General features: G+C 59.4%; 22 protein-coding genes. 17 read left to right on the top strand and 5 right to left on the bottom strand.

Annotated elements, in window-relative coordinates; all coding sequences use genetic code 11:
- Nucleotides 1–122 precede the first annotated feature (122 nt).
- Complete coding sequence (gene putA / locus CSQ92_RS23440) at nucleotides 123–3,776, top strand: trifunctional transcriptional regulator/proline dehydrogenase/L-glutamate gamma-semialdehyde dehydrogenase (protein ID WP_099395530.1); 3,654 nt, start codon at nucleotides 123–125, stop codon at nucleotides 3,774–3,776.
- A 75-nt stretch (nucleotides 3,777–3,851) separates the two neighbouring features.
- Here putA and CSQ92_RS23435 read toward each other — a convergent pair whose 3' ends face one another.
- Nucleotides 3,852–4,628: a 5'-methylthioadenosine/adenosylhomocysteine nucleosidase gene (locus CSQ92_RS23435; protein WP_092609617.1), complete on the bottom strand. Its 777-nt coding sequence runs from the start codon at nucleotides 4,626–4,628 to the stop codon at nucleotides 3,852–3,854.
- A 1,454-nt stretch (nucleotides 4,629–6,082) separates the two neighbouring features.
- On the opposite strand from CSQ92_RS23435, the gene CSQ92_RS23430 reads away from it, so the two are divergent.
- The 7 genes from CSQ92_RS23430 (at nucleotide 6,083) to CSQ92_RS23400 (ending at nucleotide 14,836) form a co-directional block, all read left to right on the top strand.
- A complete protein-coding gene (locus tag CSQ92_RS23430) occupies nucleotides 6,083–7,708 on the top strand; it encodes a GMC family oxidoreductase (RefSeq protein ID WP_099395529.1) in 1,626 nt (541 codons plus the stop codon).
- Nucleotides 7,709–7,851: 143 nt separating this feature from the next.
- Complete coding sequence (locus CSQ92_RS23425; RefSeq protein WP_070279921.1) at nucleotides 7,852–8,622, top strand: ABC transporter ATP-binding protein; 771 nt, start codon at nucleotides 7,852–7,854, stop codon at nucleotides 8,620–8,622.
- Nucleotides 8,622–9,350 carry an ABC transporter ATP-binding protein gene (locus tag CSQ92_RS23420; RefSeq protein ID WP_034783852.1) on the top strand — a complete coding sequence of 243 codons (729 nt, stop codon included), beginning with the start codon at nucleotides 8,622–8,624 and terminating at the stop codon, nucleotides 9,348–9,350. Before CSQ92_RS23425 ends, CSQ92_RS23420 begins: the two co-directional genes overlap by 1 nt.
- Before the next feature lie 84 nt (nucleotides 9,351–9,434).
- Complete coding sequence (locus CSQ92_RS23415) at nucleotides 9,435–10,643, top strand: ABC transporter substrate-binding protein (RefSeq protein WP_092609614.1); 1,209 nt, start codon at nucleotides 9,435–9,437, stop codon at nucleotides 10,641–10,643.
- A 159-nt stretch (nucleotides 10,644–10,802) separates the two neighbouring features.
- On the top strand, nucleotides 10,803–11,687 hold the full coding sequence (locus CSQ92_RS23410) for a branched-chain amino acid ABC transporter permease (RefSeq protein WP_034783850.1): 885 nt from the start codon (nucleotides 10,803–10,805) through the stop codon (nucleotides 11,685–11,687).
- Nucleotides 11,688–11,718: 31 nt separating this feature from the next.
- A complete protein-coding gene (locus tag CSQ92_RS23405) occupies nucleotides 11,719–12,699 on the top strand; it encodes a branched-chain amino acid ABC transporter permease (protein ID WP_034752665.1) in 981 nt (326 codons plus the stop codon).
- Between the two features lie 76 nt (nucleotides 12,700–12,775).
- On the top strand, nucleotides 12,776–14,836 hold the full coding sequence (locus tag CSQ92_RS23400) for a 3-hydroxybutyrate oligomer hydrolase family protein (protein WP_099395528.1): 2,061 nt from the start codon (nucleotides 12,776–12,778) through the stop codon (nucleotides 14,834–14,836).
- A gap of 46 nt (nucleotides 14,837–14,882) precedes the next feature.
- Here CSQ92_RS23400 and CSQ92_RS23395 read toward each other — a convergent pair whose 3' ends face one another.
- From CSQ92_RS23395 to sugE, 4 genes are all read right to left on the bottom strand, one after another.
- Nucleotides 14,883–15,674, bottom strand: a complete 792-nt coding sequence (locus CSQ92_RS23395; protein WP_099395527.1) for an EAL domain-containing protein — start codon at nucleotides 15,672–15,674, stop codon at nucleotides 14,883–14,885.
- Between the two features lie 44 nt (nucleotides 15,675–15,718).
- Nucleotides 15,719–16,876 carry an iron-containing alcohol dehydrogenase gene (locus CSQ92_RS23390; protein WP_099395526.1) on the bottom strand — a complete coding sequence of 386 codons (1,158 nt, stop codon included), beginning with the start codon at nucleotides 16,874–16,876 and terminating at the stop codon, nucleotides 15,719–15,721.
- Nucleotides 16,877–16,961: 85 nt separating this feature from the next.
- Nucleotides 16,962–17,321, bottom strand: coding sequence for an NADH-quinone oxidoreductase subunit A (locus CSQ92_RS23385; RefSeq protein ID WP_099395525.1), 360 nt, complete (start codon nucleotides 17,319–17,321; stop codon nucleotides 16,962–16,964).
- A gap of 11 nt (nucleotides 17,322–17,332) precedes the next feature.
- The gene (gene sugE / locus CSQ92_RS23380) at nucleotides 17,333–17,653 is read right to left on the bottom strand and encodes a quaternary ammonium compound efflux SMR transporter SugE (protein ID WP_034783843.1); all 321 of its coding nucleotides are present in this window, start codon (nucleotides 17,651–17,653) and stop codon (nucleotides 17,333–17,335) included.
- 317 nt (nucleotides 17,654–17,970) lie between these two features.
- Here sugE and mnmG point away from each other — a divergent pair, with 317 nt between their 5' ends.
- The 9 genes from mnmG (at nucleotide 17,971) to CSQ92_RS23335 (ending at nucleotide 25,500) form a co-directional block, all read left to right on the top strand.
- Nucleotides 17,971–19,908 (top strand): tRNA uridine-5-carboxymethylaminomethyl(34) synthesis enzyme MnmG, encoded by a 1,938-nt coding sequence (gene mnmG / locus CSQ92_RS23375; protein WP_099389712.1) that lies wholly within the window; start codon nucleotides 17,971–17,973, stop codon nucleotides 19,906–19,908.
- On the top strand, nucleotides 19,905–20,549 hold the full coding sequence (gene rsmG / locus CSQ92_RS23370) for a 16S rRNA (guanine(527)-N(7))-methyltransferase RsmG (protein ID WP_099395524.1): 645 nt from the start codon (nucleotides 19,905–19,907) through the stop codon (nucleotides 20,547–20,549). Before mnmG ends, rsmG begins: the two co-directional genes overlap by 4 nt.
- A gap of 328 nt (nucleotides 20,550–20,877) precedes the next feature.
- Nucleotides 20,878–21,648 carry a ParA family protein gene (locus CSQ92_RS23365; protein WP_034752687.1) on the top strand — a complete coding sequence of 257 codons (771 nt, stop codon included), beginning with the start codon at nucleotides 20,878–20,880 and terminating at the stop codon, nucleotides 21,646–21,648.
- Nucleotides 21,649–21,712: 64 nt separating this feature from the next.
- Complete coding sequence (locus tag CSQ92_RS23360; protein WP_034783839.1) at nucleotides 21,713–22,600, top strand: ParB/RepB/Spo0J family partition protein; 888 nt, start codon at nucleotides 21,713–21,715, stop codon at nucleotides 22,598–22,600.
- A 270-nt stretch (nucleotides 22,601–22,870) separates the two neighbouring features.
- A complete protein-coding gene (locus CSQ92_RS23355; protein ID WP_099395523.1) occupies nucleotides 22,871–23,239 on the top strand; it encodes an ATP synthase subunit I in 369 nt (122 codons plus the stop codon).
- Between the two features lie 51 nt (nucleotides 23,240–23,290).
- Nucleotides 23,291–24,100, top strand: a complete 810-nt coding sequence (atpB, locus tag CSQ92_RS23350) for a F0F1 ATP synthase subunit A (RefSeq protein ID WP_046681851.1) — start codon at nucleotides 23,291–23,293, stop codon at nucleotides 24,098–24,100.
- 59 nt (nucleotides 24,101–24,159) lie between these two features.
- Nucleotides 24,160–24,438: a F0F1 ATP synthase subunit C gene (atpE, locus tag CSQ92_RS23345; protein WP_034752695.1), complete on the top strand. Its 279-nt coding sequence runs from the start codon at nucleotides 24,160–24,162 to the stop codon at nucleotides 24,436–24,438.
- 43 nt (nucleotides 24,439–24,481) lie between these two features.
- The gene (locus CSQ92_RS23340; RefSeq protein WP_034752697.1) at nucleotides 24,482–24,952 is read left to right on the top strand and encodes a F0F1 ATP synthase subunit B; all 471 of its coding nucleotides are present in this window, start codon (nucleotides 24,482–24,484) and stop codon (nucleotides 24,950–24,952) included.
- Nucleotides 24,953–24,954: 2 nt separating this feature from the next.
- A complete protein-coding gene (locus CSQ92_RS23335) occupies nucleotides 24,955–25,500 on the top strand; it encodes a F0F1 ATP synthase subunit delta (protein WP_034783838.1) in 546 nt (181 codons plus the stop codon).
- Nucleotides 25,501–25,532: the final 32 nt, after the last annotated feature.

Genomic DNA, 25,532 nt, shown 5'->3' with positions numbered 1-25,532 from the left:
AATCCATAAGAATCCCCTTTACAATCGAATCATCTTAACGTCCGACTTTCTGTATTTTTTTGCACCAAAAAAGAGCAAGAATTACGTCAGTTTTCGTCCCTTTTTCCTTGTAAAGAGCACTTATGCACCCTGCAGGCCCCTCGGCTTTTACCCCGATTCCTTTTGCTGCGTTCCAGGCAGAAATCCTGCCCGAAGCGACACCACAACGCGCCGCCATCACCTCCGCCTATAGGCGCGATGAGGTTTCCGCCGTGCAGTGGCTGTTGCAACAAGTGCGCCCCAGCAGCACCGAAACGACAGCCGAAGGACAAGCGCTGGCGCACCGCCTGGTCTCGAACGTGCGCGAAAAACGCACACGCGCATCGGGCGTCGATGCACTGATGCACGAGTTCTCGCTGTCGTCGGAAGAAGGTGTTGCATTGATGTGTCTGGCTGAAGCGCTGTTGCGTATACCCGACAGTCAAACGGCCGATCGCCTGATCGCCGACAAAATCAGCAAGGGCGACTGGAAGAAGCACCTGGGTGAATCGCCATCGCTGTTCGTCAATGCCGCCACCTGGGGCTTGCTGATTACGGGCAAACTGGTCAGCACCAGCAGCGAATCGGGCCTCGGTTCGGCCATGACCAAGCTCATCGCCAAAGGCGGCGAACCGCTGATCCGCAAGGGCGTCGACCTGGCTATGCGCATGCTGGGCAACCAGTTCGTGACGGGCCAGACCATCGAGGAAGCATTGAAGAACAGCCGCGAGAATGAAACGCGCGGCTACCGTTACTCGTACGACATGTTGGGCGAGGCGGCCCTGACGCAGCAGGACGCGGCCAGCTACTACGCCTCGTACGAAACGGCGATCCATGCCATCGGCAAGGCGTCGAACGGGCGCGGCATCAAGAACGGCCCCGGCATTTCCGTGAAACTGTCGGCCCTGCACGCGCGCTACAGCCGCGCCCAGCGTGCCCGTGTCATGGAAGAATTGCTGCCGAAAGTCAAAGCGTTGCTGTTGCTGGCAAAACAGTACAACATCGGCTTCAACATCGATGCGGAAGAAACGGACCGCCTGGAACTGTCGCTCGACCTGATGGAAGCACTTGCCTTTGATACCGATTTGGCCGGCTTCGACGGCATCGGCTATGTGGTGCAGGCGTATCAGAAGCGCTGCCCGTTCGTCATCGATTACCTGATCGACCTGGCGCACCGCAGCGGCCGCAAGTTCATGGTGCGCCTGGTGAAGGGCGCGTATTGGGATGCGGAAATCAAACGCGCGCAAGTCGATGGCCAGGAAGGCTATCCCGTCTACACGCGCAAGGTCTACACGGACGTCTCTTACCTCGTGTGTGCGCAAAAACTGCTGGCCGCCAGCAGCCTGATCTATCCACAATTTGCCACCCACAACGCGCAAACCCTGTCGACCATTTATACCTGGGCGAAACGCGACGGCATTACCGACTACGAATTCCAGTGCCTGCACGGCATGGGCGAGACCCTGTACGACCAGGTCGTCGGCCCCGACAATCTGGACAAGCCGTGCCGCATCTACGCGCCCGTCGGTTCGCATGAAACCCTGCTGGCCTACCTGGTGCGCCGCCTGCTGGAAAACGGCGCCAACTCGTCGTTCGTCAACCAGATCGTCGACGAAAACGTGGCCATCGATAGCCTGATCCGCGATCCGCTGGAACAGGCGCGCCTGCAGGGCGGCTTGCCGCACCCGTCGATTCCGCTGCCGCTGGACATGTTTGGCAGTGAACGCAAGAACTCGGCCGGCCTGGACCTGTCGAATGAAGACACCTTGCGTACCCTGGCCACCGGCCTGGCGCAGCAACAGTCATGGCAGGCTGCGCCGCTGATCGATGGCGCCGTCAGCCTGAATGGCCCCACGCACATGCTGCACAACCCGGCCCAGCATGACGATGTCGTGGGCAAGGTCATGGAAGCCGGTCCGGCCGACGTGGAAACGGCCCTGGCCAGCGCCAGCGCGTATGCCATGGATTGGCAAACGACAGAGCCGTCGATCCGCGCGCAAGCTTTGCAGCGCGCGGCCGACCTGTTCGAAGAGCACCACATCGAGCTGATGGCCCTGGCCGTGCGCGAAGCGGGCAAGTCCCTGCCGAATGCGATCGCGGAAATCCGCGAAGCCGTCGACTTCCTGCGCTACTACGCGGCGCAGGTGGAACACGCGCCGAACACCCTGGCGCTCGGTCCCGTCACCTGCATCAGTCCGTGGAACTTCCCGCTGGCCATCTTTACGGGCCAGCTGGCCGCCGCCCTGGCCGCAGGCAACGTGGTGCTGGCCAAGCCGGCCGAGCAGACGCCGCTGATCGCCCACCGCGCCGTGCAATTGCTGCATGCGGCGGGTGTGCCACGGGGCGCGCTGCAATTCTTGCCTGGCAGCGGAGAGATCGTCGGCGCTGGCCTGTGCAATGACACGCGCGTGAAAGGCGTGATTTTCACGGGTTCGACGGAAGTGGCGCAATTGATCAACCGCAACCTGGCCACCCGCGCCGTGGCCGAAGGCATCGACATCCCCCTGATCGCCGAAACGGGTGGCCAGAACGCCCTGATCGTCGATTCGTCCGCCTTGCCGGAGCAAGTGGTGCAGGACGTGATGTCGTCCGCTTTCGACAGCGCCGGCCAGCGCTGCTCGGCCTTGCGCGTGCTGTTCCTGCAAACGGAAATCGCCGACAAGACCATCCATATGCTCAAGGGCGCCATGCAGGAATTGCGCGTTGGCAATCCTGACCGCCTGGCGACCGATATCGGTCCCGTCATCGATGCGGAAGCGCAAGGTAATCTGCTGGCGCACATCAACAAGATGAAAACCATGGCCATCGACCACTATTCGCTCGATTTGCCGACCGTCAAAGGCACGTTTGTCGCCCCGACCGTGCTGGAAATCAAGTCGCTGGCGCAATTGACGCAGGAAGTCTTCGGCCCCGTGCTGCATGTGATCCGCTACAAGCGGGCCGACTTGCCGCAACTGGTGCAATCGATCAACGACAGCGGTTACGGTTTGACCCTGGGCATTCATACGCGCATCGATGAAACCATCGATTTCATCACCAAGCGCGCGCATGTGGGCAATATTTATGTGAACCGCAATATCGTCGGCGCCGTCGTCGGCGTGCAACCGTTCGGCGGCGAAGGCAAATCGGGCACGGGACCGAAAGCCGGTGGCCCCCTGTACCTGAAACGCCTGCAGCGCAATGCGCCAGCCGGCGCGCAACACCAGCGCCAGGCGCCACCGGCCCTGGATGCGCTGACCGTCTGGGCGAAGATGCATGGCCACGACAAGGTCGGGCAACTGGCACAGGACTATGCGCGCACCACCTTGCTGGGCAGCACCACCGTCTTGCCAGGCCCGACCGGCGAGCGCAATACGCTGAGCTTTGCCGCGCGGGGCACGATCTTGTGTGCGGCCGCCACGTCCGGCACCTTGATGAACCAGCTGGCCGCCGTCCTGGCCACCGGTAACCAGGCCCTGGTGCTGGCGCAAGCGCCGGATCTGATTCCCGGCGACTTGCCGGCCGCGCTGAAGGATCGCATCCAGGTCGTCAGCAGCCTTGAGTCGGTCAAGCATGATTTCCAGATCGCCATGATCGAGCCTAGCCTCGATGGCCAGCTCAAACCGCTGCTGGCGGCACGGGAAGGGGCCCTGGTGGCCACTATCGCCACCACGCAGGAGGGTGTCATCCCCCTGTGGCGCCTGGTCGCTGAGCGGGCGCTGTGCGTGAATACGACGGCAGCAGGTGGAAATGCCAGCTTGATGATGTTAAGTGTCTAAATTTTAAGCAGACAGTTAACGCGGAAGGGCAGAACCAGTGGTTCTGCCCTTTTTTTATGCACGCTAGCTGAAAAATCAGCCAGCCAGGCGCTGGCACAATTGCTGGATCACCGTCAACGCATACGGCGAGGCGACGGTCTGCACAAAACGCATGAAGTCGACTGCCGCCTCTTCGTTGGCGTTGTCGGAAATGGTGCGCATGACCGTAAACGGCACGCCCAGTTCAAAACACACTTGCGCCACGGCGGCGCCTTCCATTTCGACGGCCAGCAGGTCGGGGATATCTTCTTTCAGCTGGTTCACATGCGCGGCGCTGCTGATGAACTGGTCGCCGCTGGCGATCAGGCCGCGGTGGACCTGTGCGTGCTGCAAGCCAAATTCCACGATATGCGCTGCCTTGAGCACGCTGGAGACATCGTCACGCAAAAAATCTTCGGCTGCGCCAGCCAGTTGCGTGCTCAGTTCCAGGTCCGTGGCAAAGCGCTGCAAGCCTGTCAGCGGCACTTCGAAGCGGGGAAACAGAGGGCGGGCATCCATATCGTGCTGCAGCAGCGCTTCGGCCACCACGATATCGCCCACTTTCACGCGTTTATCCCCACTGCCGGCCACGCCGGTGAAGACGATGTGGGTAACTCCGTACTTTTCCACAAGGATAGAAGCTGTCATGGCAGCGGCAACCTTACCCAGACGCGACAGGACGCACACAGCGTCGATATTCCACAGGGTTCCCAGGGTGTAGTCGCGCATGCCGTGTGAACGCCTCTGGGGGCCTTGCATGGCTTCTACCAGCCCCTGCTGTTCTTCGTGCAAGGCACTGATGATGCCTAAACGCATTTTTTTGTGTGAATTCATGCTGTTTTTACAGGTTTTTTGGATTGCCAAACGGTTTACAGGGTGAAAACAGCTGTTTCGGTGACTTTTCCACCGTTCGCGTTTGTCTCTGTGTTTTAAATAAAGATGTATACATAAAAATAGTAGTGATAGTAAACGGCCATTTTTTTGTGGATAAGTCGGTATACCGTATAAAAATCATCGACTTGGCGCACAAAAAAGTAGGCGCACAAGCATTGTATCTACGGAGGACTTGTTTGGGATAAAAATCGGCTTGTGGACAAAGATCGACTTTTCCCACATCTCATCCTGTGGATATGCAGGCACTTATCCACACCGGTAAGCAAAAATCACGGGTTTTCTTGCTGTCGTGACATGGTTAACGTGCTTTGCATGCCGCTGCCGTTGTCCGGCAATCCATCTTGAGTAACCACGAGCGGCGTTCTTGCATGGACGTATGCGTTCAAGCGATTCCTGGAAGACGGTTTGGCAGTGGGTCGCGATGTCGCCGTTGGTTTTTTTTTGGCGGTTTTTGCATGCTTTTTGGAAATATCCCCGGACTTCCGCTTTTTTATCGGTTTACAATAGATCTATATATAAAAATAGTAGTAATAGTAAACGCGTTTTTTTCTGTGGATAAGTCGCTTTTTTTCAACAGGATCAATCGTTTACGCGCAAAATAAAGCGTGCATAATCGCTGTATCACGCGAGGAGCAAAATTGTATAAAATGTGGGCCTGCGCATAACTTCGTGTTTACTCACAAGTCATCCTGTGGATATCAAGTGACTTATCCACAATCGTCTCAAATCCCCCCTCTTTTTCATATCGAACCGCTTGCTGGCACTGTGCCCGCTCAAGCCTGTTGACGTTTCCATTTTGCAAAACGGTTTGGCAGTGCTGTGCGCGTGATGTTGGCCACACCGGTTTTCGTCGCGCAGTTGTTGGCTCGAATTTTTTTTGTCAGCCAAAGTAGCTTGCCGGTTTTTTTTTAAGACAAGTTGGTGAACCCTTTCAAAGATGAAGGGCAGGCAAAGCGCGCGTTGTCGGGTTTACCTTAACAAGTTCGTATACAAGAATAGTAATAGTAGTTAACGGGCACATCTTCTGTGGATAAGTACCGATTTATCCTTGTAAACAATCGCTTGGCGTGCGGATAAGCGCTGAGTAAGGGGTGTATCTGCCGGGGATGGTTTTGGGATAAAAAAAAGCCGCTGAAAAAAATTTTCGTTTACGCACATATCGTACCTGTGGATATCCATACGGTTATCCACAGCTTGATGACCCTGTTTTTGAGCTTGCCGTGGCGCTCGCTCATATCGCTGGCCACGATTAATGTCGCCCTGGCTCGGCACTGGTGGTAATCTCAAGGCGGCTCAGCAGCCATGCATGCATGAACGAATACAGACTCTGGTAGCGGATCGCGGTGGGGAGACACGCCGCGCGACAGCTTGATGGCATACCGAAAGGAGCTTCATTGGAATCGGCAGGCGAATACGACTACATCATCGTGGGCGGCGGCACGGCAGGTTGCGTGCTGGCCAACCGGCTCACGCGCGACAAGGATGCCAACGTTTTACTCGTGGAAGCGGGCGGCAAGGACGATTACGTGTGGATCCACATCCCCGTCGGCTATCTGCATTGCATCGGCAATCCCCGCACGGACTGGCTGTATTCCACGCAGGCGGACGCTGGCCTGGGCGGGCGCAGCCTGATCTATCCACGCGGCAAAGTGCTGGGCGGCAGCTCTTCCATCAACGGCATGATCTATATGCGCGGCCAGGCCGGCGATTACGACCACTGGGCCGATTTGACGGACGACGCTTCCTGGCGCTGGGACAAGGTCTTGCCGCTCTTTAAACAAAGCGAGGATTACTACGGCGGCGCGTCGGAAAACCATGGCGTCGGTGGTGAATGGCGCGTGGAAAAACAGCGCTTGTCGTGGGATATCCTGAACGCGTTCCGCGATGCGGCGCAGCAGGTCGGCATCCCGAAAACCAGCGATTTCAATGGCGGCGACAACAGCGGCAGCGCATATTTCGACGTCAACCAGCGCCGCGGCATCCGCTGGAATACCTCGAAAGCGTTCCTGAAACCGGCATCGCGCCGCCCGAACCTGACCATCATGACGGGCTGCCACGTGGAACAATTGCTGCTGGAAACGACGGAGTCGGGGCCGCGCTGCACGGGTATTGTATTTACGGGCGGCGGCACGCAGTGGCAGGCGACAGCCCGGCGCGAAACCGTGCTGACGGCGGGCGCCATCGGTTCGCCGCAATTGCTGCAATTGTCCGGCATCGGCCCGGCCGCCTTGCTGCAGCAGCATGGCATCGCGCCCGTGCTGGACTCGCCTGGCGTGGGCGGCAATTTGCAGGATCATTTGCAGCTGCGCATGGTCTTCAAAGTCCAGGGCGTGAAAACCCTGAACATCATGGCGGGCAATATGCTGGGCAAGATGCAGATCGGTTTGCAGTATGCGCTGTTCCAGAGCGGGCCCATGTCGATGGCGCCATCGCAGCTGGGCGCATTCGCCAAGTCCGATCCGCAGCAAGCCACGCCGAACCTGCAATACCACGTGCAGCCGCTCTCCCTGGACAAATTCGGCGAGCCCTTGCATGCGTTTCCCGCGTTTACGGCCAGCGTCTGCAATTTGCGGCCCACTTCGCGCGGCCATGTGCAGATCGCCTCGGCCGACAGCTATGCGGCGCCGAAAATCGTGCCCAATTACCTGAGTACCGAGCAGGACCGCACAGTGGCGGCCGACGCCTTGCGGCTGACGCGGGCCATCGTGGCCGCGCCGGCGTTAAGTAAGTTTGCGCCGCAGGAATACAAGCCCGGCGTGCAATTCCAGAGCCAGGAAGAGCTGGTGCAGGCGGCCAGCCAGATCGGTACCACCATCTTTCACCCGGTCGGTACCTGCCGCATGGGCCTGGCCAGCGATGCATCCAGCGTGGTCGACAGCCAGTTGCGCGTGATCGGCGTGGCTGGCTTGCGCGTTGTCGATGCATCGATCATGCCGTACATTACTTCTGGTAACACGAACTCGCCCACCGTGATGATCGCGGAAAAAGCGGCGCAAATGATACACGCGGCCTGGAAATAGCAGGAAATAGCTGGGTAAAGGCGCGAGTTTGCGCCATTCGGGCTGGCGCAAAATCCCCGTAGTTATACTGTATTGTGCGTTAAATTTAAGTTGTGTATTATAAAAATGACTAAGTAGTACAAAAAGTACAACTAGGAGACACGATGTCAAACGTAATCTTGGAAACAAGAAATTTGACCAAGGAATTCAAGGGTTTCACCGCTGTGAGCGAGGTGAACCTGAAGGTAGAGCGGGGCCATATCCACGCCTTGATCGGTCCGAACGGCGCCGGCAAGACCACGTGTTTTAACTTGCTCACCAAATTCCTGGTCCCCACTTCAGGACAGATCCTGTTCAATGGGAAAGATATCACTGCCGCCAAACCGGCCCAGATCGCGCGCATGGGCGTGATCCGTTCCTTCCAGATTTCCGCCGTCTTCCCGCATTTGTCGGTGTTGCAAAATGTGCGCATCGGCTTGCAGCGCCAGCTGGGCACGTCGTTCCACTTCTGGCAAAGCGAACGTTCATTAAATCAGCTCAACGATCGCGCCATGGCCTTGCTGGCCGAGGTCGACCTGACGGAATTTGCCGACACCATCACGGTCGACATGCCGTACGGGCGCAAGCGGGCGCTGGAAATTGCCACCACCCTGGCGATGGAGCCGGAAATGATGCTGCTCGACGAACCGACGCAAGGCATGGGCCACGAAGACGTGCATCGCGTGACGGAACTGATCAAAAAGGTGTCGGCTGGCCGCACGATTTTGATGGTGGAACACAATATGAGCGTGGTCTCGGGCATCTGCGACAAGATTTCCGTCCTGCAGCGCGGCGCCATGCTGGCCGAAGGCAGTTACGCGGAAGTGTCGCGCAATCCGCACGTGATGGAAGCGTACATGGGCACCACCCACGCGGAACTGGAAGGGGCGCATTGATGGCGACACAAGCGAATCGCGGCGCACCCGCGCTGGAAATTGCACAGCTGCACACCTGGTATGGCGAATCGCACATCCTGCATGACGTGAACCTGAAAGTGGAGCAGGGTGAAGTGGTGACTTTGCTGGGCCGCAACGGCGCCGGCCGCACCACCACCTTGCGCGCCATCATGGGGCTGACGGGGGCGCGCACGGGCTCGATCAAGGTCAACGGTGTCGAAGCGATAGGTTTGGCCACGCACAAAATCGCTCACCTGGGCATCGGGTATTGTCCTGAAGAGCGCGGCATTTTTTCCTCGCTGTCGACGGAAGAAAACCTGCTGCTGCCGCCGACCCTGGCCAGCGGCGAGAAGGGCATGTCGGTGGAAGAAATCTACGCCATGTTCCCGAACTTGCAGGAACGCCGCCACAGCCAGGGCACGCGCCTGTCGGGCGGGGAACAGCAGATGCTGGCCGTGGCGCGCATCCTGCGCACGGGCGCGCGCCTGCTGCTGCTCGATGAAATTTCCGAAGGCCTGGCGCCCGTCATCGTGCAAGGGCTGGCGCGCATGATCACCACCCTGAAAGCGAAGGGCTACACCATTGTCATGGTGGAACAGAATTTCCGGTTTGCCGCGCCACTGGCGGACCGGTTTTACGTGATGGAGCACGGTCAGATCGTCGAGACTTTTGCTGCATCCGAACTGGAGGCCAAGATGCCGGTATTGACCGAGCTGCTTGGCGTGTAGTCCCCATGTAGTACGCGTACATCTGGTACGCGTTATCGTCCAGCAATCGACTGAATAGCAAACAATAATCCCAACGGAGACACTATGAAACGTAACGCTATCGCCATTGCCACCGCCACTCTTTGCGCCTTGGGCTTTTCCGCCGCCGCGCACGCCCAGGTATCGGGCGACACGATCAAGATCGGTTTTATTTCCGACATGTCGGGCGTGTACTCCGACGTCGACGGCCTCGGCGGCGCGGAAGCCATCAAGATGGCGATCGCCGATGCCGGCGTCGTGCTGGCCGGCAAAAAGGTGGAATTCATTTCTGCCGACCATCAAAACAAGGCCGACATCGCCGCCTCGAAGGCGCGCGAATGGTTCGACCAGCAGGGCGTCGACATGCTGATCGGCGGCACCAATTCCGGCGCCAGCCTGGCCATGGCCAAGGTCGCGGCGGAAAAGAAAAAAATCTTCATCGCCATCGGCGCCGGTTCCTCGCGCCTGACGAATGAAGAGTGCACGCCTTACACCGTGCACTACGCCTACGACACGGTGGCGCTGGCGCGCGGTACGGGCGGCACCATCGTCAAGCAGGGTGGCAAGAACTGGTACTTCATGACGGCCGACTACGCGTTTGGCCATTCGCTGGAAAAAGACACGGCCGAGGTCGTCAAGGCGGCCGGCGGCAAGGTGCTGGGCAGCGTCAAGCATCCGCTGGGCGCTTCGGATTTCTCTTCCTTCCTGCTGCAGGCGCAATCGTCCAAGCCGCAAATCCTCGGTCTGGCCAATGCGGGCGGCGACGCCATCAACAGCATCAAGGCGGCCAACGAGTTCGGTCTGACGAAATCGATGAAACTGGCCGGCTTGCTGATCTTCATCAATGACATCCATTCGCTGGGCCTGAACCTGACGCAAGGCATGTACCTGACGGATGGCTGGTACTGGGACTTGAATGCGGACACGCGCGCCTGGTCGAAACGCTATTTCGCCAAGATGAAGAAAGAGCCGTCGATGTTGCAGGCGGCCGACTATTCGGCCGCGGCGAACTACCTGAAAGCCGTCAAGGCGCTGGGGACGGATGACACCGAGAAAGTCATGGCTTACCTGAAAAAGACCAAGATCAACGACATGTTTACCCAGAATGGCGAAGTGCGTCCCGATGGCCGCATGGTGCACGATATGTATTTGATGGAAGTCAAGAAGCCATCCGAGTCGAAGTATCCATGGGATTACTACAAGGTGGTCGCCACCGTGCCCGGTGCGCAAGCGTATGTGACCAAGGCCGAGTCGAAGTGTTCGTTGTGGAAATAACGCTGTAGCAACCTCCACAGAGTACCCGCCGCTGCGCGGGCGCTCTGTCCTGCACGCTTCGCCCGCAGGGTACGCCTTGCGCCGCCGCACCCGTTTGCGGCGGCGTGTTTCCCTTGATACCACACCGTCGTCCGGCGGTGCTTTTTATACTGTGATGCCATGGAAATTTTCGGCGTTCCAATACAAGCGATGATGAGCCAGCTGCTGCTGGGTCTCGTCAACGGCTCGTTCTATGCCATGTTGTCCCTCGGTCTGGCCGTTATCTTCGGCTTGCTTAATGTGATTAATTTCTCGCACGGCGCCATGTACATGATGGGCGCCTTCCTGGCCTGGATGGGCCTCAGTTATTTCGACATCAGTTACTGGGCCATGCTGGTCATCGCCCCGATCCTCGTCGGCCTGGTCGGCATCCTGATCGAAAAGACCATGCTGCGCTGGCTGTATAAACTCGACCACCTGTATGGCTTGCTGCTGACCTTTGGCATCACCCTGATCATGGAAGGCGTGTTCCGCTCCTTCTATGGCGTCTCGGGCCAGCCGTATGCCGTGCCTGAAGCGCTGGCCGGCGCGACGGACCTGGGTTTCATGATCCTGCCGAACTACCGCGCCTGGGTGGTGATCGCCTCGCTCACCGTGTGCCTGGCTACCTGGTTCGTCATCGAAAAAACCAAGCTCGGTGCCTACCTGCGGGCCGGCACGGAAAACCCGAAACTGGTGGAAGCGTTCGGCATCAACGTGCCGCTGATGGTAACCCTGACGTTCGGCTTCGGCGTGGCGCTGGCCGGTTTCGCCGGCGTGCTGGCGGCGCCGATCATTCAGGTCTCGCCGCTGATGGGCTCGAACCTGATCATCGTCGTGTTTGCAGTGGTGGTGATTGGCGGCATGGGGTCCATCATGGGCTCCATCCTGACGGGCCTGGGCCTGGGCGTGATCGAAGGCCTGACCCGCGTGTTCTACCCGGAAGGCTCTGCCACCGTGGTGTTCGTCGTGATGGTCATCGTGCTGCTGCTGCGTCCCGCCGGCCTGTTCGGCAAAGAAAAGTAATCCTCATCAGTCATGTATTGGAGCTACCACGATGAATAAGAATGTAGGCTACGCCATTGCCTTGCTGCTGGCGTTGGCGGCCCCGTTTTACGGCTATCCCGTCTTCCTGATGAAGTTGCTGTGCTTTGCCCTGTTTGCCTGTGCCTTCAACTTGCTGATCGGCTACACCGGCTTGCTGTCGTTCGGCCATGCGGCCTTCTTCGGCGGCGCCGGCTATGTCACCGGCTACGCGCTGCGCACCTGGGGCTGGCCAACGGAACTGGGCTTGCTGGCCGGCGTCGCCACGGGCGCCTTGCTGGGCCTGGTGATCGGCGGCCTGGCGATCCGCCGCCAGGGCATCTACTTTACGATGATCACCCTGGCGCTGGCGCAGATGGTGTACTTCCTGGCCTTGCGTCTGCCCTTTACGGGAGGCGAAGATGGTTTGCAGGGTGTTCCACGTGGAACCTTGCTGGGCACGATAGACCTGGGCAATGACACCGTCTTGTACTACGTCGTGCTGGCCATTTTTGTCGCCGGCTTCGCCCTGATCGTGCGCACCATCCACTCGCCATTCGGTCAGGTCCTCAAGGCGATCAAGGAAAACGAACCGCGCGCCATCTCGCTGGGCTACGACGTCAACAAGTACAAGCTGATGGCCATCGTGCTGTCCGCTTCACTGGCTGCGCTGGCCGGCGCCACCAAGACCCTGGTGCTGGGCTTTGAAACCCTTACCGACGTGTACTGGGGCATGTCGGGCCTGGTCGTGCTGATGACACTGGTGGGCGGCATGGGCACCTTGTCCGGTCCCATCCTCGGCGCCGTCTTGATCATCGCGCTGGAAAACAAGCTGGGCGATGTTGGTACCTATCTGGCCACGCACACGGGCATCGAGTGGTTCGGCACCCTGGGCGAATCGGTGGGCATGGTCACCGGCGTGATCTTCGTTATCTGCGTACTGATGTTCCGGCGCGGCATTGTCGGCGAAGCCATCGCGCGCTTCGGCGGCAGGGCTGCCAAGGCCGCGGTCTGATTTTCAAGCAACGCCGGACGGATCGTCCGGCGTTTTTCATTGTGCGTCCACTGTTACTTCAACGGAGAGAACCACCATGCAAACGACGATCACGCGCGCGGGGAGCAGCCTGTGCACCCTGCTGGCGTTGGCAGCCTGCGGCAGCAACCATGCGCCGGAAGAGCTGAACCAGATGCCCGGCTACCTGGGCACCATCACGCGCGCCGACTACGACGGCAAGACGAACGATCTGCTGACGGCCGGCCTGGGCAAGACGGGGCTGGCTGGCGCCGCGCCCGCGTATGCGAACGTGGAACAACCGACGCCGCTCGAACTGCGCCGCAATGCCATCTACGCCAATTACCGCGCCGTACTCGACATTGCCGCCAACAGCGGCTACGGCACCCTGTACGGACCGAACGTGGATGCGTCCGGGAACGTGGGCACGGGCGAGGGCCTGGTCGCGGGCAGTGAATACATCGCCTATGCCGACGATGGCTCGGGCAAGAAGAACGTCACCTTGATGGTGCAGGTGCCGGCCAGCTTCGATCCCGATCATGCCTGTATCGTCACGGGCACGTCCAGCGGCTCGCGCGGCATCTACGGCGCCATCGGCAGCTCGGGTGAATGGGGCTTGAAAAAAGGCTGCGCCGTGGCGTATGCCGACAAGGGCTCCGGCACGGGCCTGTACGTGTTCGAGGACGACAGCGTCAACCTGCAGAACGGCGTGCGCGCGGGCAGGGTGGCCGCTGGCAAGAATGCGCTCTTCGCACCCGACTTGAGCGACGCCGACCGCCTGGCCTGGTCCGGCGCGAACCCGAACCGCATCGCATTCAAGCACGCGCACTCGCAGCAAAATCCCGAGAAGGATTGGGGCAAGGTGACCTTGCAGGCGGTCGAGATGGCGTATTACGTTTTGAACGAGCGCTACGGCGTGCTGGCCCGCGACGGCAGTGCGCGCATCGTGCGGCTGACGCCGAAGAACACCATCACGATTGCCTCGAGTATTTCCAACGGCGCCGGCTCGGCCTTGCTGGCGGCGGAACAGGATACCAAGGGCTTGATCAGCGGCGTGGCGGCCAGCGAGCCGCAGATCCAGCCGGCGGCGTCAAGCGCCTACAGCGTGCGCCAGGGCGGGGCGGCAGTCGCCAATCCCGGCCGTGCGCTGTTCGACTACGCCACCTATGCGGCCCTGTATCAGCCGTGCATCGCTTCCGTGGCCGGCAATGCGGGACGCTGCACGGCGCTGGTCAGCAAGGGGTTATTGAACGGTGCCGACCTGGCGGCGCAGCAGGCGGACGCGAAACAGCGCTTGCGCGGGTATGGCTGGCTGCTGGATTCCGATCCGCTGCAGGCGGCACACGCGGGCACGAATATCCTCGTGGCCGTCACGTATGCGTATGCCTACGGCAAATTCTCCGTCACGGACAAGGTGTGCGGTTTCACGTTTGCGCAGACGGACGGCAGCGGTAATCCGGTCGCGTTCACGTCGGCGCAGAAGGCGGCCAGCTTTGCCGCGCAAAACGGCATCCTCGGCAACGTCGTGTACGAGAACAGCGTGGGCGGCGCCAGGGTGTACACGGCCGGCGTGTCGTCTTCCAGCGGCCTGGCGGACCAGTCGCTCGACGGCTTCCTATGCCTGCGCAGCCTGGCGACGGGGCGCGATACCGTCAGCGGCGCCAATTTGCAAGGTACGCTGGCCGGGCAAAGCGTGCGCGTGCGTGCTGGCATGGCGGAGGTCGCGGCCAGCGGCAAATTGAATGGCAAGCCGGCCATCATCGTGCATGGCCGCAGCGATACCCTGATTCCCGTTAATCACGCGTCGCGCGCCTATCTTGGCCTGAACGCCGCCGGGGAAGGGAGCAATAGCCGCCTGCGCTATATCGAGGTGACCAATGCCAACCACTTCGATTCCTTCAGCAGCGCCTTGCCGACCCTGATCGTCCCCTTGCATGTCTACCTGAACCGGGCGCTCGACGCCATGTATGCGCATTTGTCCGCCAAGCAGGCCTTGCCGCCATCGCAGGTGGTGCGCACGGTCACGCGTGCCGATGCGTCAACCCTGATCACGAATGTCAACGTGCCAGCGATCGCCACGGCACCGGCGCCCGGCGATGCCATCAGCGTGACGGGGACGGTCGTCGACATTCCCAACTAGGCTGTACCGCTTGTGGAACTTGCGGCCACGTTTCACGTGGCCGTTTTTATTCCCAGGCCGTATCGGGGATGTGGCCCAGTCCCTGGAAGACAGGCTTGGAAAACCAGTAGCCCTGCATCAGGGAAATGCCGCAGCTGGCCAGGAAATCGCGCTCGGCGCGTGTCTCGATGCCTTCGGCCAGGACGCGGATACCGAGCTCGCGGCACAGGCTGGCGATGGCCCGCACGATTGCCTGGCGTGGCGCGTGCATATCGATCCCGCGCACCAGGTCCATGTCGATCTTGATGATGTCGGGCTGGTATTCGGCCAGCAGGTTCAAGCCTGCATAGCCGGCGCCGAAATCATCGATGGCCGTCTGGAAACCGAAGCGCCGATAGGCGCGGAAGATCTCGACCAGATGGGGACGGTCCTGCACCCGTTCGCCTTCCGTCACTTCAAAGATGATTTTATCGGTGGGGAAGCGGTGCAAGGTGGCCGCTTCCAGGGTGCTGCGGATGCACACTTCGGGACGGTAGACGGCGTTGGGCAAGAAGTTGATCGACAGAAAGCCCGGCATATCCAGCTTGGCTGCGCCGGCCACGGCCTTGACGCGGCAAGCCTGGTCGAAGCGGTAGCGGTTGGCGTCGTTGACTTGCGCCAGCACACTGGCCGCGCTTTCGCCGTTGGGCCCGCGCACCAGCGCCTCGTGCGCATAGATACTGCGCGTGGCCAGGTCGACGATGGGCTGATAGGCATACTCGAAGGCAAACGGCAGCGGCGCGCTGTCGTGGCAGCCTGCACAGGCACCGTGTGGAAAGCTGGTGGCGTCAGGATGAATCGGGATGTCGGGAGGTGTCATGGTGCTAGTGTAGGCGGATGGGTTGGCTGATTCCGTCTGCTGTCTCACAGTGCGGCAGCATAGATGGCGCGCGCATCGCTGTGCGTGACGGGCCGGGGATTGTTGCCCAGCAAGCGCGTCTGCAGCATGGCTTCATCGGCCAGCCGGTCCAGGTCGCTGGCCGCGATGCCCACTTCGCGCAGGGTGCGCGCGATGCCCGTCGCCAGGGCAATCTCCTGCAGGGCGTCGATCAGGGCCATGGCCCGCGCTTCCTCGCTGCCCGTGATGCCAGGTTGCAGGACGGCTGCCAGTTGCGCATACAGGGGCGCCGCGTGGGATAGATTGAAACGCAGCACGTGCGGCAGCACCAGCGCATTCGACAAGCCATGTGGCACGTGGAACAGTCCTCCGATGGGATAGGCGAGCGCGTGCACGGCGGCCACGGGCGCATTGGCAAACGCCTGGCCGGCCAGCATGGCGCCCAGCAGCATGGCCTGGCGCGCCGGCAAGTTGCTGCCATCGCGGCAGGCGGTGACCAGGTTGTTGGAGAGCAGTGACAAGGCTTGCGTGGCCAGCATGTCGGATAATGGGTTTTTCAACAGGCGGCTGGTGTACGCTTCGATCGCATGCACCATGGCATCGATGCCGGTGGCGGCCGTCACGGCGGGCGGCAAGCCCAGGGTCAGGCTGGCGTCGAGGATGGCCAGGTCCGCATACAGTTGCGGCGCGACCACGCCCATCTTGCTGGTGGCGCCCGTGGTGACGATGGCGATGTGCGTGACTTCCGAGCCCGTGCCGGCCGTGGTCGGCAATTGCACCAGGGGCAGGCGCTGGCCGTGGACATTGCCGATGCCATACAGTTGGGCCAGTTCCTGGTGGCCCGGTGCCAGCACGGCGATGAGCTTGGCCACGTCCAGCGAGCTGCCGCCACCGAGGCCGATAATCAGTTCCACGTGAAACATCCGGGCCTGGGCCACACCGGCCAATACGATGGCTTCGGGCGGATCGGCTTGCACTTCGGAAAAGACGTGGACCTCGATGCCGGCCGCCTGCAGGTTGTGCAAGGAAGCATCGGCCAGACCCGTGCGCAAAAAGCCTGCATCGGTGACGAGCAGGGCGCGGCGCACGGTGGGGAAGTGATGGGCCATATGCGCACCCAGCTGGGCGGCGGCGCCCGGTTCAACGATCAGGTGCGGCACAGTGCGGAACTGGAAGGTGGACATGCAGTCTCCTGACAATGATGGCAGAAGCCCAGCTTACTCCGCTTTCTCGCCCCGCGCCTGTTTCACGTGGAACAAAAAGCGGGGACTACTCCCACTCCAGCGCGCCGCGTTTCCATTCATAGGCCAGGCCGATGGCCAGTATGCTCAAGAAACCCATGACGGCCCAGAAACCGGGCAAGCCGAGTTCATTCACGTTGGCCGCCCACGGCATCAGGAAGATCACCTCGATATCGAACAGGATGAAGAGAATGGCAACCAGGTAGAAGCGGATGTCGAACTTCATGCGCGCGTCGCCGAACGCTTCGAAGCCGCATTCGTACGGCGACAGTTTTTGCGGGTCCGGCTTGTGCGGTCCCAGCGTGCGGCCCAGCAGCATGGGCACGATACCGACCAGGATGCCGATCAGAATGAACAGGAGGACGGGGAAATAGTTTTTGAGAAGCATGGGGATTCCTCTCAGTGGCTGGACGACAGTTTCATCAGCACGATGCCGCACACGATGAGGACGGCGGCGCATACGCGCATGGTATTGAGCTGCTCGCCCAGAAAAACGATACCGACGATAAAGGCACCGACGGCGCCGATGCCGGTCCAGATCGTATAAGCCGTACCAAGGGGCAGGGTGCGCATGGCCAGCGACAGCAAGCCGAAGCTGGCGATCATCATGACTATGGTGACAACGGAGGGGGTGAGTTTGGTGAAACCCTCGGAGAGTTTCATCGAGTATGCCCACACGACTTCAAACATGCCGGCAATAAGTAAAAGTATCCAGGCCATGGCGGCTCCTTATACAGAGCGGGCCGTCCCGGTGTGTTCCCATGATGGGGGAGGCCGTCCTCCTGGATGATCGTCCCGCTGGCCACTGGCGTGGTCACGTTGGCGGACGATGCGGCAATTGTAGCAAACATTTCACGCTACCGCAGCCCCCTGCTTGCCCACGCTGCGTGTTCCACGTGAAACAGAATTCGTCGTTGACTTGCCCCTGCTGAGTAAAAATTAAGCAAAAAATGACCTGCGCAAGGTTGCGCTTGCAAAAAGACTCTATAATCGGAGCTCTCATCCCGCATTTTTACTTGCACTGTTACCTATTTATCATGTTATTTCCTACAGAATTCGACGTCATCGTTGTCGGTGGTGGTCACGCCGGTACCGAGGCGGCCCTCGCTTCCGCCCGCATGGGGCAGAAGACGCTATTGCTCACGCATAATATTGAGACACTGGGCCAGATGTCGTGCAACCCTTCCATCGGCGGCATCGGCAAGGGCCACCTGGTCAAGGAAGTCGATGCCATGGGCGGCGCGATGGCGATTGCCACCGACGAATCCGGCATCCAGTTCCGCATCCTGAACTCCTCGAAAGGCCCGGCAGTCCGCGCCACGCGCGCCCAGGCCGACCGTATTTTGTACAAGGCCGCCATCCGCACGCGCCTGGAAAACCAGGCTAACCTGTGGCTGTTCCAGCAAGCCGTCGATGATCTGATCGTCGAAGGCGACCGTGTCGTCGGCGCCGTGACGCAGATCGGCTTGAAGTTTCTCGCGCGCGCCGTGGTGCTGACGGCTGGCACTTTCCTCGATGGCAAGATCCACGTGGGCTTGAATAACTACTCGGCTGGCCGCGCCGGCGACCCGCCCGCCATCTCGCTGTCGGCCCGCCTGAAAGAGCTGAAACTGCCTCAGGGCCGCCTGAAAACGGGTACGCCGCCGCGCATCGATGGCCGCACGATCGACTTTTCCGTGATGCAAGAACAGCCGGGCGATCTCGATCCCGTGCCCGTGTTTTCCGTGATGGGCAACACGTCCATGCATCCGCGCCAGGTACCGTGCTGGGTCACGCACACGAATAGCCAGACGCACGACATCATCCGCGCCGGCCTCGACCGCAGCCCCATGTACACGGGCGTGATCGAGGGCGTGGGCCCCCGTTATTGCCCGTCGATCGAAGACAAGATCCACCGTTTCTCGGGCAAGGAATCGCACCAGATCTTCCTCGAGCCGGAAGGCTTGACGACGCATGAATTCTATCCGAACGGCATCTCCACCAGCCTGCCGTTCGACGTGCAGATCGCCCTCGTGCAATCGATGAAGGGCATGGAAAACGCCCACATCCTGCGCCCTGGCTACGCCATCGAATACGATTATTTTGACCCGCGCGGCTTGAAAGCGTCGCTGGAAACGAAGGCTGTCGCCGGCCTGTTCTTTGCCGGCCAGATCAACGGCACCACCGGCTACGAGGAAGCGGCCGCGCAAGGCATGCTGGCGGGCCTGAATGCGGCCTTGCTGACGCAGGACAAGGAAGCCTGGGTACCGGGCCGCTCCGAGGCCTATCTGGGCGTGCTGGTCGACGATCTGATCACCCAGGGCGTGCAGGAACCGTACCGCATGTTTACCAGCCGCGCCGAGTACCGTTTGAGCCTGCGCGAAGACAATGCCGACATGCGCCTGACGGAAATCGGCCGCGCCCTGGGCTGCGTGGGCGACGCCCAATGGCAAGCGTTTGAAACGAAGCGCGAAGCGGTGGCGCTGGAGCTCGAGCGCCTGCGTTCCACGTGGGTCAACCCGCGCATCCTGGCGGCCGCCGAATCGGAACGCATCGTTGGCCAGGCTATCGAACGCGAGTATTCGCTGGCGGACCTGCTGCGCCGCCCGAACGTGGCCTACGACACCCTGATGAGCATGACGGGCATGGAAGGCCAGGCCCTGGCGGGCCCCGGCGTGGAAGACCCCGCCGTGCGCGAGCAGGTGGAAATCCAGCTTAAATATGCGGGCTACATCGAGCGCCAGAGCAAGGAAATCGAGCGCCACGAACACTATGAAAACCTGGCCTTGCCGGAAGGTTTCAATTACCTGGATATCGGCGCGCTGTCCGTCGAAGTGCGGCAAAAACTCGACAAGCAGCGCCCTGAAACGCTGGGCCAGGCATCGCGCATTTCCGGCGTGACGCCGGCGGCGATTTCGCTGCTGCTGGTGCACCTGAAAAAGCGCGGTTTTGGTGCCGCGCAGACCACCACTTTAAAGGACGAGGTTGTTGAATGAAGCAGTTTGACCGGGCCGCACTGGCCCAGATTTTGAATGAAGGCATCGCCGCGCTGGGGCTCGACCTGAGCGCGGATCAGACGGAAAAACTGCTCGATTACCTGGCCTTGCTGGCCAAATGGAACAGCGTGTACAACCTGACGTCGGTGCGCGATCCCATGCAGATGCTGACCCTGCACGTACTCGATTCGCTGGCCGCCGTGCCGGGGTTCGCGGATGCAAAGAATGTGCTCGACGTGGGCGCCGGCGGCGGCTTGCCGGGCATGGTGCTGGCTATCGCGCGGCCCGATGTGAAGGTGTCGATGATCGACACGGTGCATAAGAAGACGGCATTTTTGACGCAAGTGAAAGCGGAACTGGGCCTCGCCAACGTCACCGTGTACACGAAACGGGTGGAACAGCTGGAAGTGCAGCAGAAATTCGACGTGATCACCTCGCGCGCCTTTGCCGACCTGTCCGACTTCGTCAACTGGTCGAACCATGTGCTGGCCGAGGGCGGGCAATTCATCGCCTTGAAAGGGGTGGCACCGCCAGACGAGCGCGAGCGACTGCCAGCGGAATGGCAAGTAACCGAGCTACGCGCAATCGCGGTGCCAGGGCTAAATGCAGAGCGTCATCTGGTCTTTATAGCAAGAATTTAAACGCCAGAAAATTAAACGATATAAATCATATAAATGGTTTATACGGTATATATAATATAAACCGTATAAACGATTTATATCGTATAAATGAAATAAACAGTATAAATCGTTTCGGCTAAGTGGGTCGTGGGAAATTATTGTGAAGTTATGACGAACAGAGCCGGATGCGCTGCAAGGCGTCCGTTGCGACGCAGTGCGGGCACTGCTAGCAGCGGGCAACGCCGCAGGGCGCCGGTTATGGAGGTCAGAAATCACAATAATTTATTGCGACCTACTTAGATGCCGGGGCGCACGATGAAGTTTGCATCTCTTTACAACTAGAAGATACATGGCCAAAATTTTTTGTGTAGCAAATCAAAAGGGTGGTGTTGGTAAAACCACAACAAGCGTCAACCTCTCCGCCGGTCTGGCCAAGTTGAACCAGCGCGTGCTGCTGGTCGACCTCGACCCGCAGGGCAATGCGACCATGGGCGCCGGCATCAACAAGGCCGGCCTGAAGGCATCGACGTATGAAGTCATGCTGGGCGAGTCCGATGTCAAAACGGCACGCCAGCGTTCGGAAGCGGGGCGCTTCGATGTCTTGCCGTCGAACCGCGAACTGGCCGGCGCGGAAGTGGAGATGGTCGAACTGGACAACCGCGAACGCCGCCTGAAGGATGCGCTGGCCGAAGTGGACGGCGAATACGACTTCATATTAGTAGATTGCCCACCGGCATTATCGATGCTGACCCTGAACGGCCTGTGCGCCGCGCATGGCGTGATCATCCCGATGCAGTGCGAGTACTACGCGCTGGAAGGCTTGTCCGACCTGGTCAACACCATCAAGAAGGTGCATGCCAACCTGAACCCGGACTTGAAGATCATTGGGCTCTTGCGCGTGATGTTCGATCCACGCATGACATTATCGCAACAAGTGTCGGCGCAGCTGGAACAGCACTTCGGCGACAAGGTTTTCAATACCATCATCCCGCGCAATGTCCGCCTGGCCGAAGCGCCATCGTACGGCTTGCCCGGCGTGACCTTCGACCCCAGCTCGAAAGGTGCCCAGGCATATATCGCCTTCGGCGCCGAGATGGTCGAACGCATCAAACATATGTAAACAAGGGGCGAGCGTCTGCACGATTCGATGTAAGCGCTTACTCTGAAAACACGATTAGGACAGCATGGCTACGAAAAAATTAAAAGGACTGGGTCGCGGACTCGACGCTCTGTTGGGCGGCGGGGGCGGCGACTTTGCCAGTCCGGACACGCATCAACCGTCGAACTTGCCCGTGTCGCAAATGCAAGCCGGCAAATACCAGCCGCGCACGCGCATGGACGAGGGGGCCTTGAATGAACTGGCCGCCTCGATCAAGGCGCAAGGGCTGATGCAGCCTATCCTGGTGCGCCCGATCGGGCAAGATACCTTGAGCGGCTTGATCAAATATGAAATCATCGCTGGCGAACGCCGTTTCCGCGCGTCGCAACTGGCCGGTCTGACGGAAGTGCCGGTGCTGGTGCGCGACGTGGACGACCTGGCCGCCGCGGCCATGGCGCTGATCGAGAACATCCAGCGCGAAGACTTGAATCCCCTGGAAGAAGCGCAGGGCATCCACCGCCTGATCGCCGACTTCAGTTTTACGCATGAGCAAGCGGCCACTGCGCTGGGACGCTCGCGCAGCGCCGTGTCGAACCTGTTGCGTTTGATGAACCTGGCCGCTCCCGTGCAGACCATGCTGATGGCCGGCGATATCGACATGGGCCATGCGCGCGCGCTGCTGGCCGTCGATGCGGCCAGCCAGATCACCCTGGCCAACCAGGTCGTGGCCAAGCGCCTGTCGGTGCGCGAAACGGAAAAGCTCGTGACGCGCTCGGTCGAGGAAGCGGCCAACCCGGTCGAGCCGCGGCAAAAGGAAAAGTCCGGCGACATCGCGCGCCTGGAAGAAGAGCTGTCCGATGCGCTGGCCACGCCCGTGGTGTTCAAGATGGGCAACAAGGGCCGTGGCCAATTGGTGATTGATTTTGCCGATCTTGACGTGCTCGATGGTTTGTTGACCCGCTTGCGTGGTTAAATAGCAAGCTGCAAAGACAGGGATCATGCGGGTGTGGACAATCCAGCCATACTTTCCAGATGCACCACGTGATTCCTTGATAACACGGCTGGAAGCGGCCAGACAAGCGACTTTGCCATATAGTGGTGCAAATGGCGGCGAATAGTCGGTAAAGCGTCAGTTTCACGCAGCAATTGCCCTGCTGCGGTGCAGCAACGTTTGACTCTATAGATCAAAGCCAACTATAATCCCGTGTCTTTGCGTGTGTAGATTTTTCTGGGAACTTGGCAATTGAGTGATTCACAACAAAGTATTGCCAAACCAGTCTACAAAGTAGTTGCATTGCAGCTAGCAATCGTTATCAGCTTTGCCACGGTCACCCTGTTTTTCGGTGGCAATGTCAGAGGCTGGTCCGCCGCATACGGCGGCGCTATCGCAGTCATCGGTAGCCTGGTGTATGCCCTGCTGGTGGTTCGCGGTTCTAGCGACGCCAACAAGGCATTCCGGGCGCATTTGCGCGCAGAAGTGGTGAAAATATTTATCACAGCGGTGCTGTTTATATTGGCACTGGTGTTGTTTCAGTCGGCCGCCTGGTTATGGCTGATCTTGGGTTTCGCGGTGGCAACCTTAGCATACTGGTTTTCATTGCTCGCTGTTTAATCATTGGTTTTGGGGCCTGTTGTGCTCTGAAACGACAAATCTAAATTCATTATGACCACAGAACACGCTATTGAAGCGGGCCATGCTGCCCCGGCCAACGCCACAGAATACATCAGTCACCATCTGGCCCACCTGAGAAGTGCCGACGGCATGATCAATCTGGATACGTTCTGGATTTCGGCCATTCTGGGCTTTGTTTTCCTGGCTGTTTTCTATATGGCGTCGCGCCGCGCGACGGCTGGTGTCCCTGGCAAGTTGCAAAACTTCGTCGAAATGGTCATGGAAATCGTCAATGACACTATTAATGGGGCCTTCCACGCGAAAAGCAAGGTCATCGCGCCGCTGGCCATCACTATTTTTGTGTGGGTCTGGTTGCTCAACGCGATGGACTTCCTGCCGGTTGACCTGTTGCCGAAGATTCTGAGCTGGTTTGGCGTGCATAAACTGCGCGCCGTGCCGACCGCCGACGTCAACCACACCTTCGCCATGTCGCTGTCGGTCGTGCTGTGCGTGATCGCCTTCTCGATCAAGGCCAAGGGCCTGGGCGGCTGGATCAAGGAACTGTTCACGGCACCGTTCCATGCGAGCGGCCTGATCGGCACGATCGCCCTGGCACCTGTCAATTTCCTGCTGCAAATGGTTGAGCTGGTTGCAAAACTGATCTCCCTGTCGCTGCGACTGTTCGGCAATATGTACGCCGGCGAACTGATTTTCATCTTGATCGCGTTGTTGCCTTGGTGGGCACAGTGGGCGTTGGGTGGTCCATGGGCAATTTTCCATATCTTGATTGTAACTTTGCAAGCTTTTGTGTTTATGGCGTTGACGGTTGTGTATCTGAGCCTTGCGGTTGAGAAACATTAATCATTAACTTTATATTTTGTTTTTTTAGTATCTTTCGTTTTTAAATTTAGGAGAATTTTATGCAAGCTCTGATCGCACAAGTACAAAGCATGACCGTTCTGGCAGCAGCAATCATCATCGGCCTGGCCGCAATCGGCACCGCTCTGGGCTTCGCTATCTTGGGTGGCAAATTCCTGGAAGCTTCGGCACGTCAACCAGAACTGATGCCACAACTGCAAACCAAACTGTTCGTTATCGCTGGTCTGCTGGATGCTATCTCGATGATCGGCGTTGGTGTTGCTCTGCTGTACACGTTCGCTAACCCGTTCCTGTCCGCTCTGACGGCTGTTGCTCAGTAATTCGCTCCAACCCTAGGAGAAACTTTTAGTTAGGAGCAAAGGTATGGACATCAATATGTCGCTCATCGGCCAGATGATCACCTTCGCGGTGTTGGTCTGGTTCTCGATGAAGTTCGTATTTCCAGCGCTGAACAATGCGCTGGATGAGCGTGCCAAACGAATCGCGGATGGATTGGCTGCGGCCGATCAAGGTCAAGCTTCGATGGCTGTCGCTGAAAAGCGTGCGCAAGAGGCATTGAACAGTGCACGTGAAGAAGCGTCGCAACGCGTTGCGGACGCTGAAAAGCGCGCGCAGCTGGTTGCTGAAGAGATCAAGCAAAATGCACAAGCTGAAGCTGCGCGTATCATTGCGCAAGCCCAGTCGGACGCCGAACAGCAACTGTCGAAAGCACGCGAACAATTGCGCGCTCAGGTGGCTGACCTGGCTGTCAAGGGTGCCGAGCAGATCTTGAAGCGTGAAGTTAACGCTACGGCTCACGCCGAAATGTTGCAGCGTCTTGCTGTCGAGCTGTAATCATGGCAGAACTCGCAACCGTCGCCCGTCCCTACGCGGAAGCTTTGTTCCGCGTAGCCCAAGCTGGTAAGGAGTCAAGCAACCTCGCGGCGTGGTCCGAGCTGGTGTCCGAACTGGCACAGATCGGTAGCCACCCCGAGGTACAGGCGTACGCGCGCAATCCGAAAGTTTCGGAAAGCGACGTCGCCGCCACCATCCTGTCGTTGTTGAAATCGCCGCTCAATGAGGAAGTGAAAAACTTCGTCACGATGTTGATCGAAAATGGCCGCATCAGCCTGCTGCCGGAAATCGGCGCGCAATTCCATACGTTGAAAAACGGTCTGGAAGGTGCGGCTGACGCCGAGATCACGAGCGCTTTCGATCTGAGCGAAGGCCAAACGGCCGAGCTGGTCGCAACGCTGGAAAAGAAATTCAGTCGTAAGCTCAACCCTGCCGTCACAGTGGATCCATCGCTGCTCGGCGGCGTGCGCGTGGTCGTTGGCGACCAAGTGCTCGATACCTCGGTGCGCGCCAAGCTGCAGCAACTGCACGCTGCACTGGTGTCGTAAGACACGCGCTTCGGCAGGCCAGCTAAGACAGA

The organism is Janthinobacterium sp. BJB446 (assembly GCF_002735655.1).
Taxonomy (GTDB): domain Bacteria; phylum Pseudomonadota; class Gammaproteobacteria; order Burkholderiales; family Burkholderiaceae_D; genus Janthinobacterium; species Janthinobacterium lividum.
Note: the sequence above shows the minus strand (reverse complement) of the source record. Positions and strands in the feature narration are given on the sequence as shown.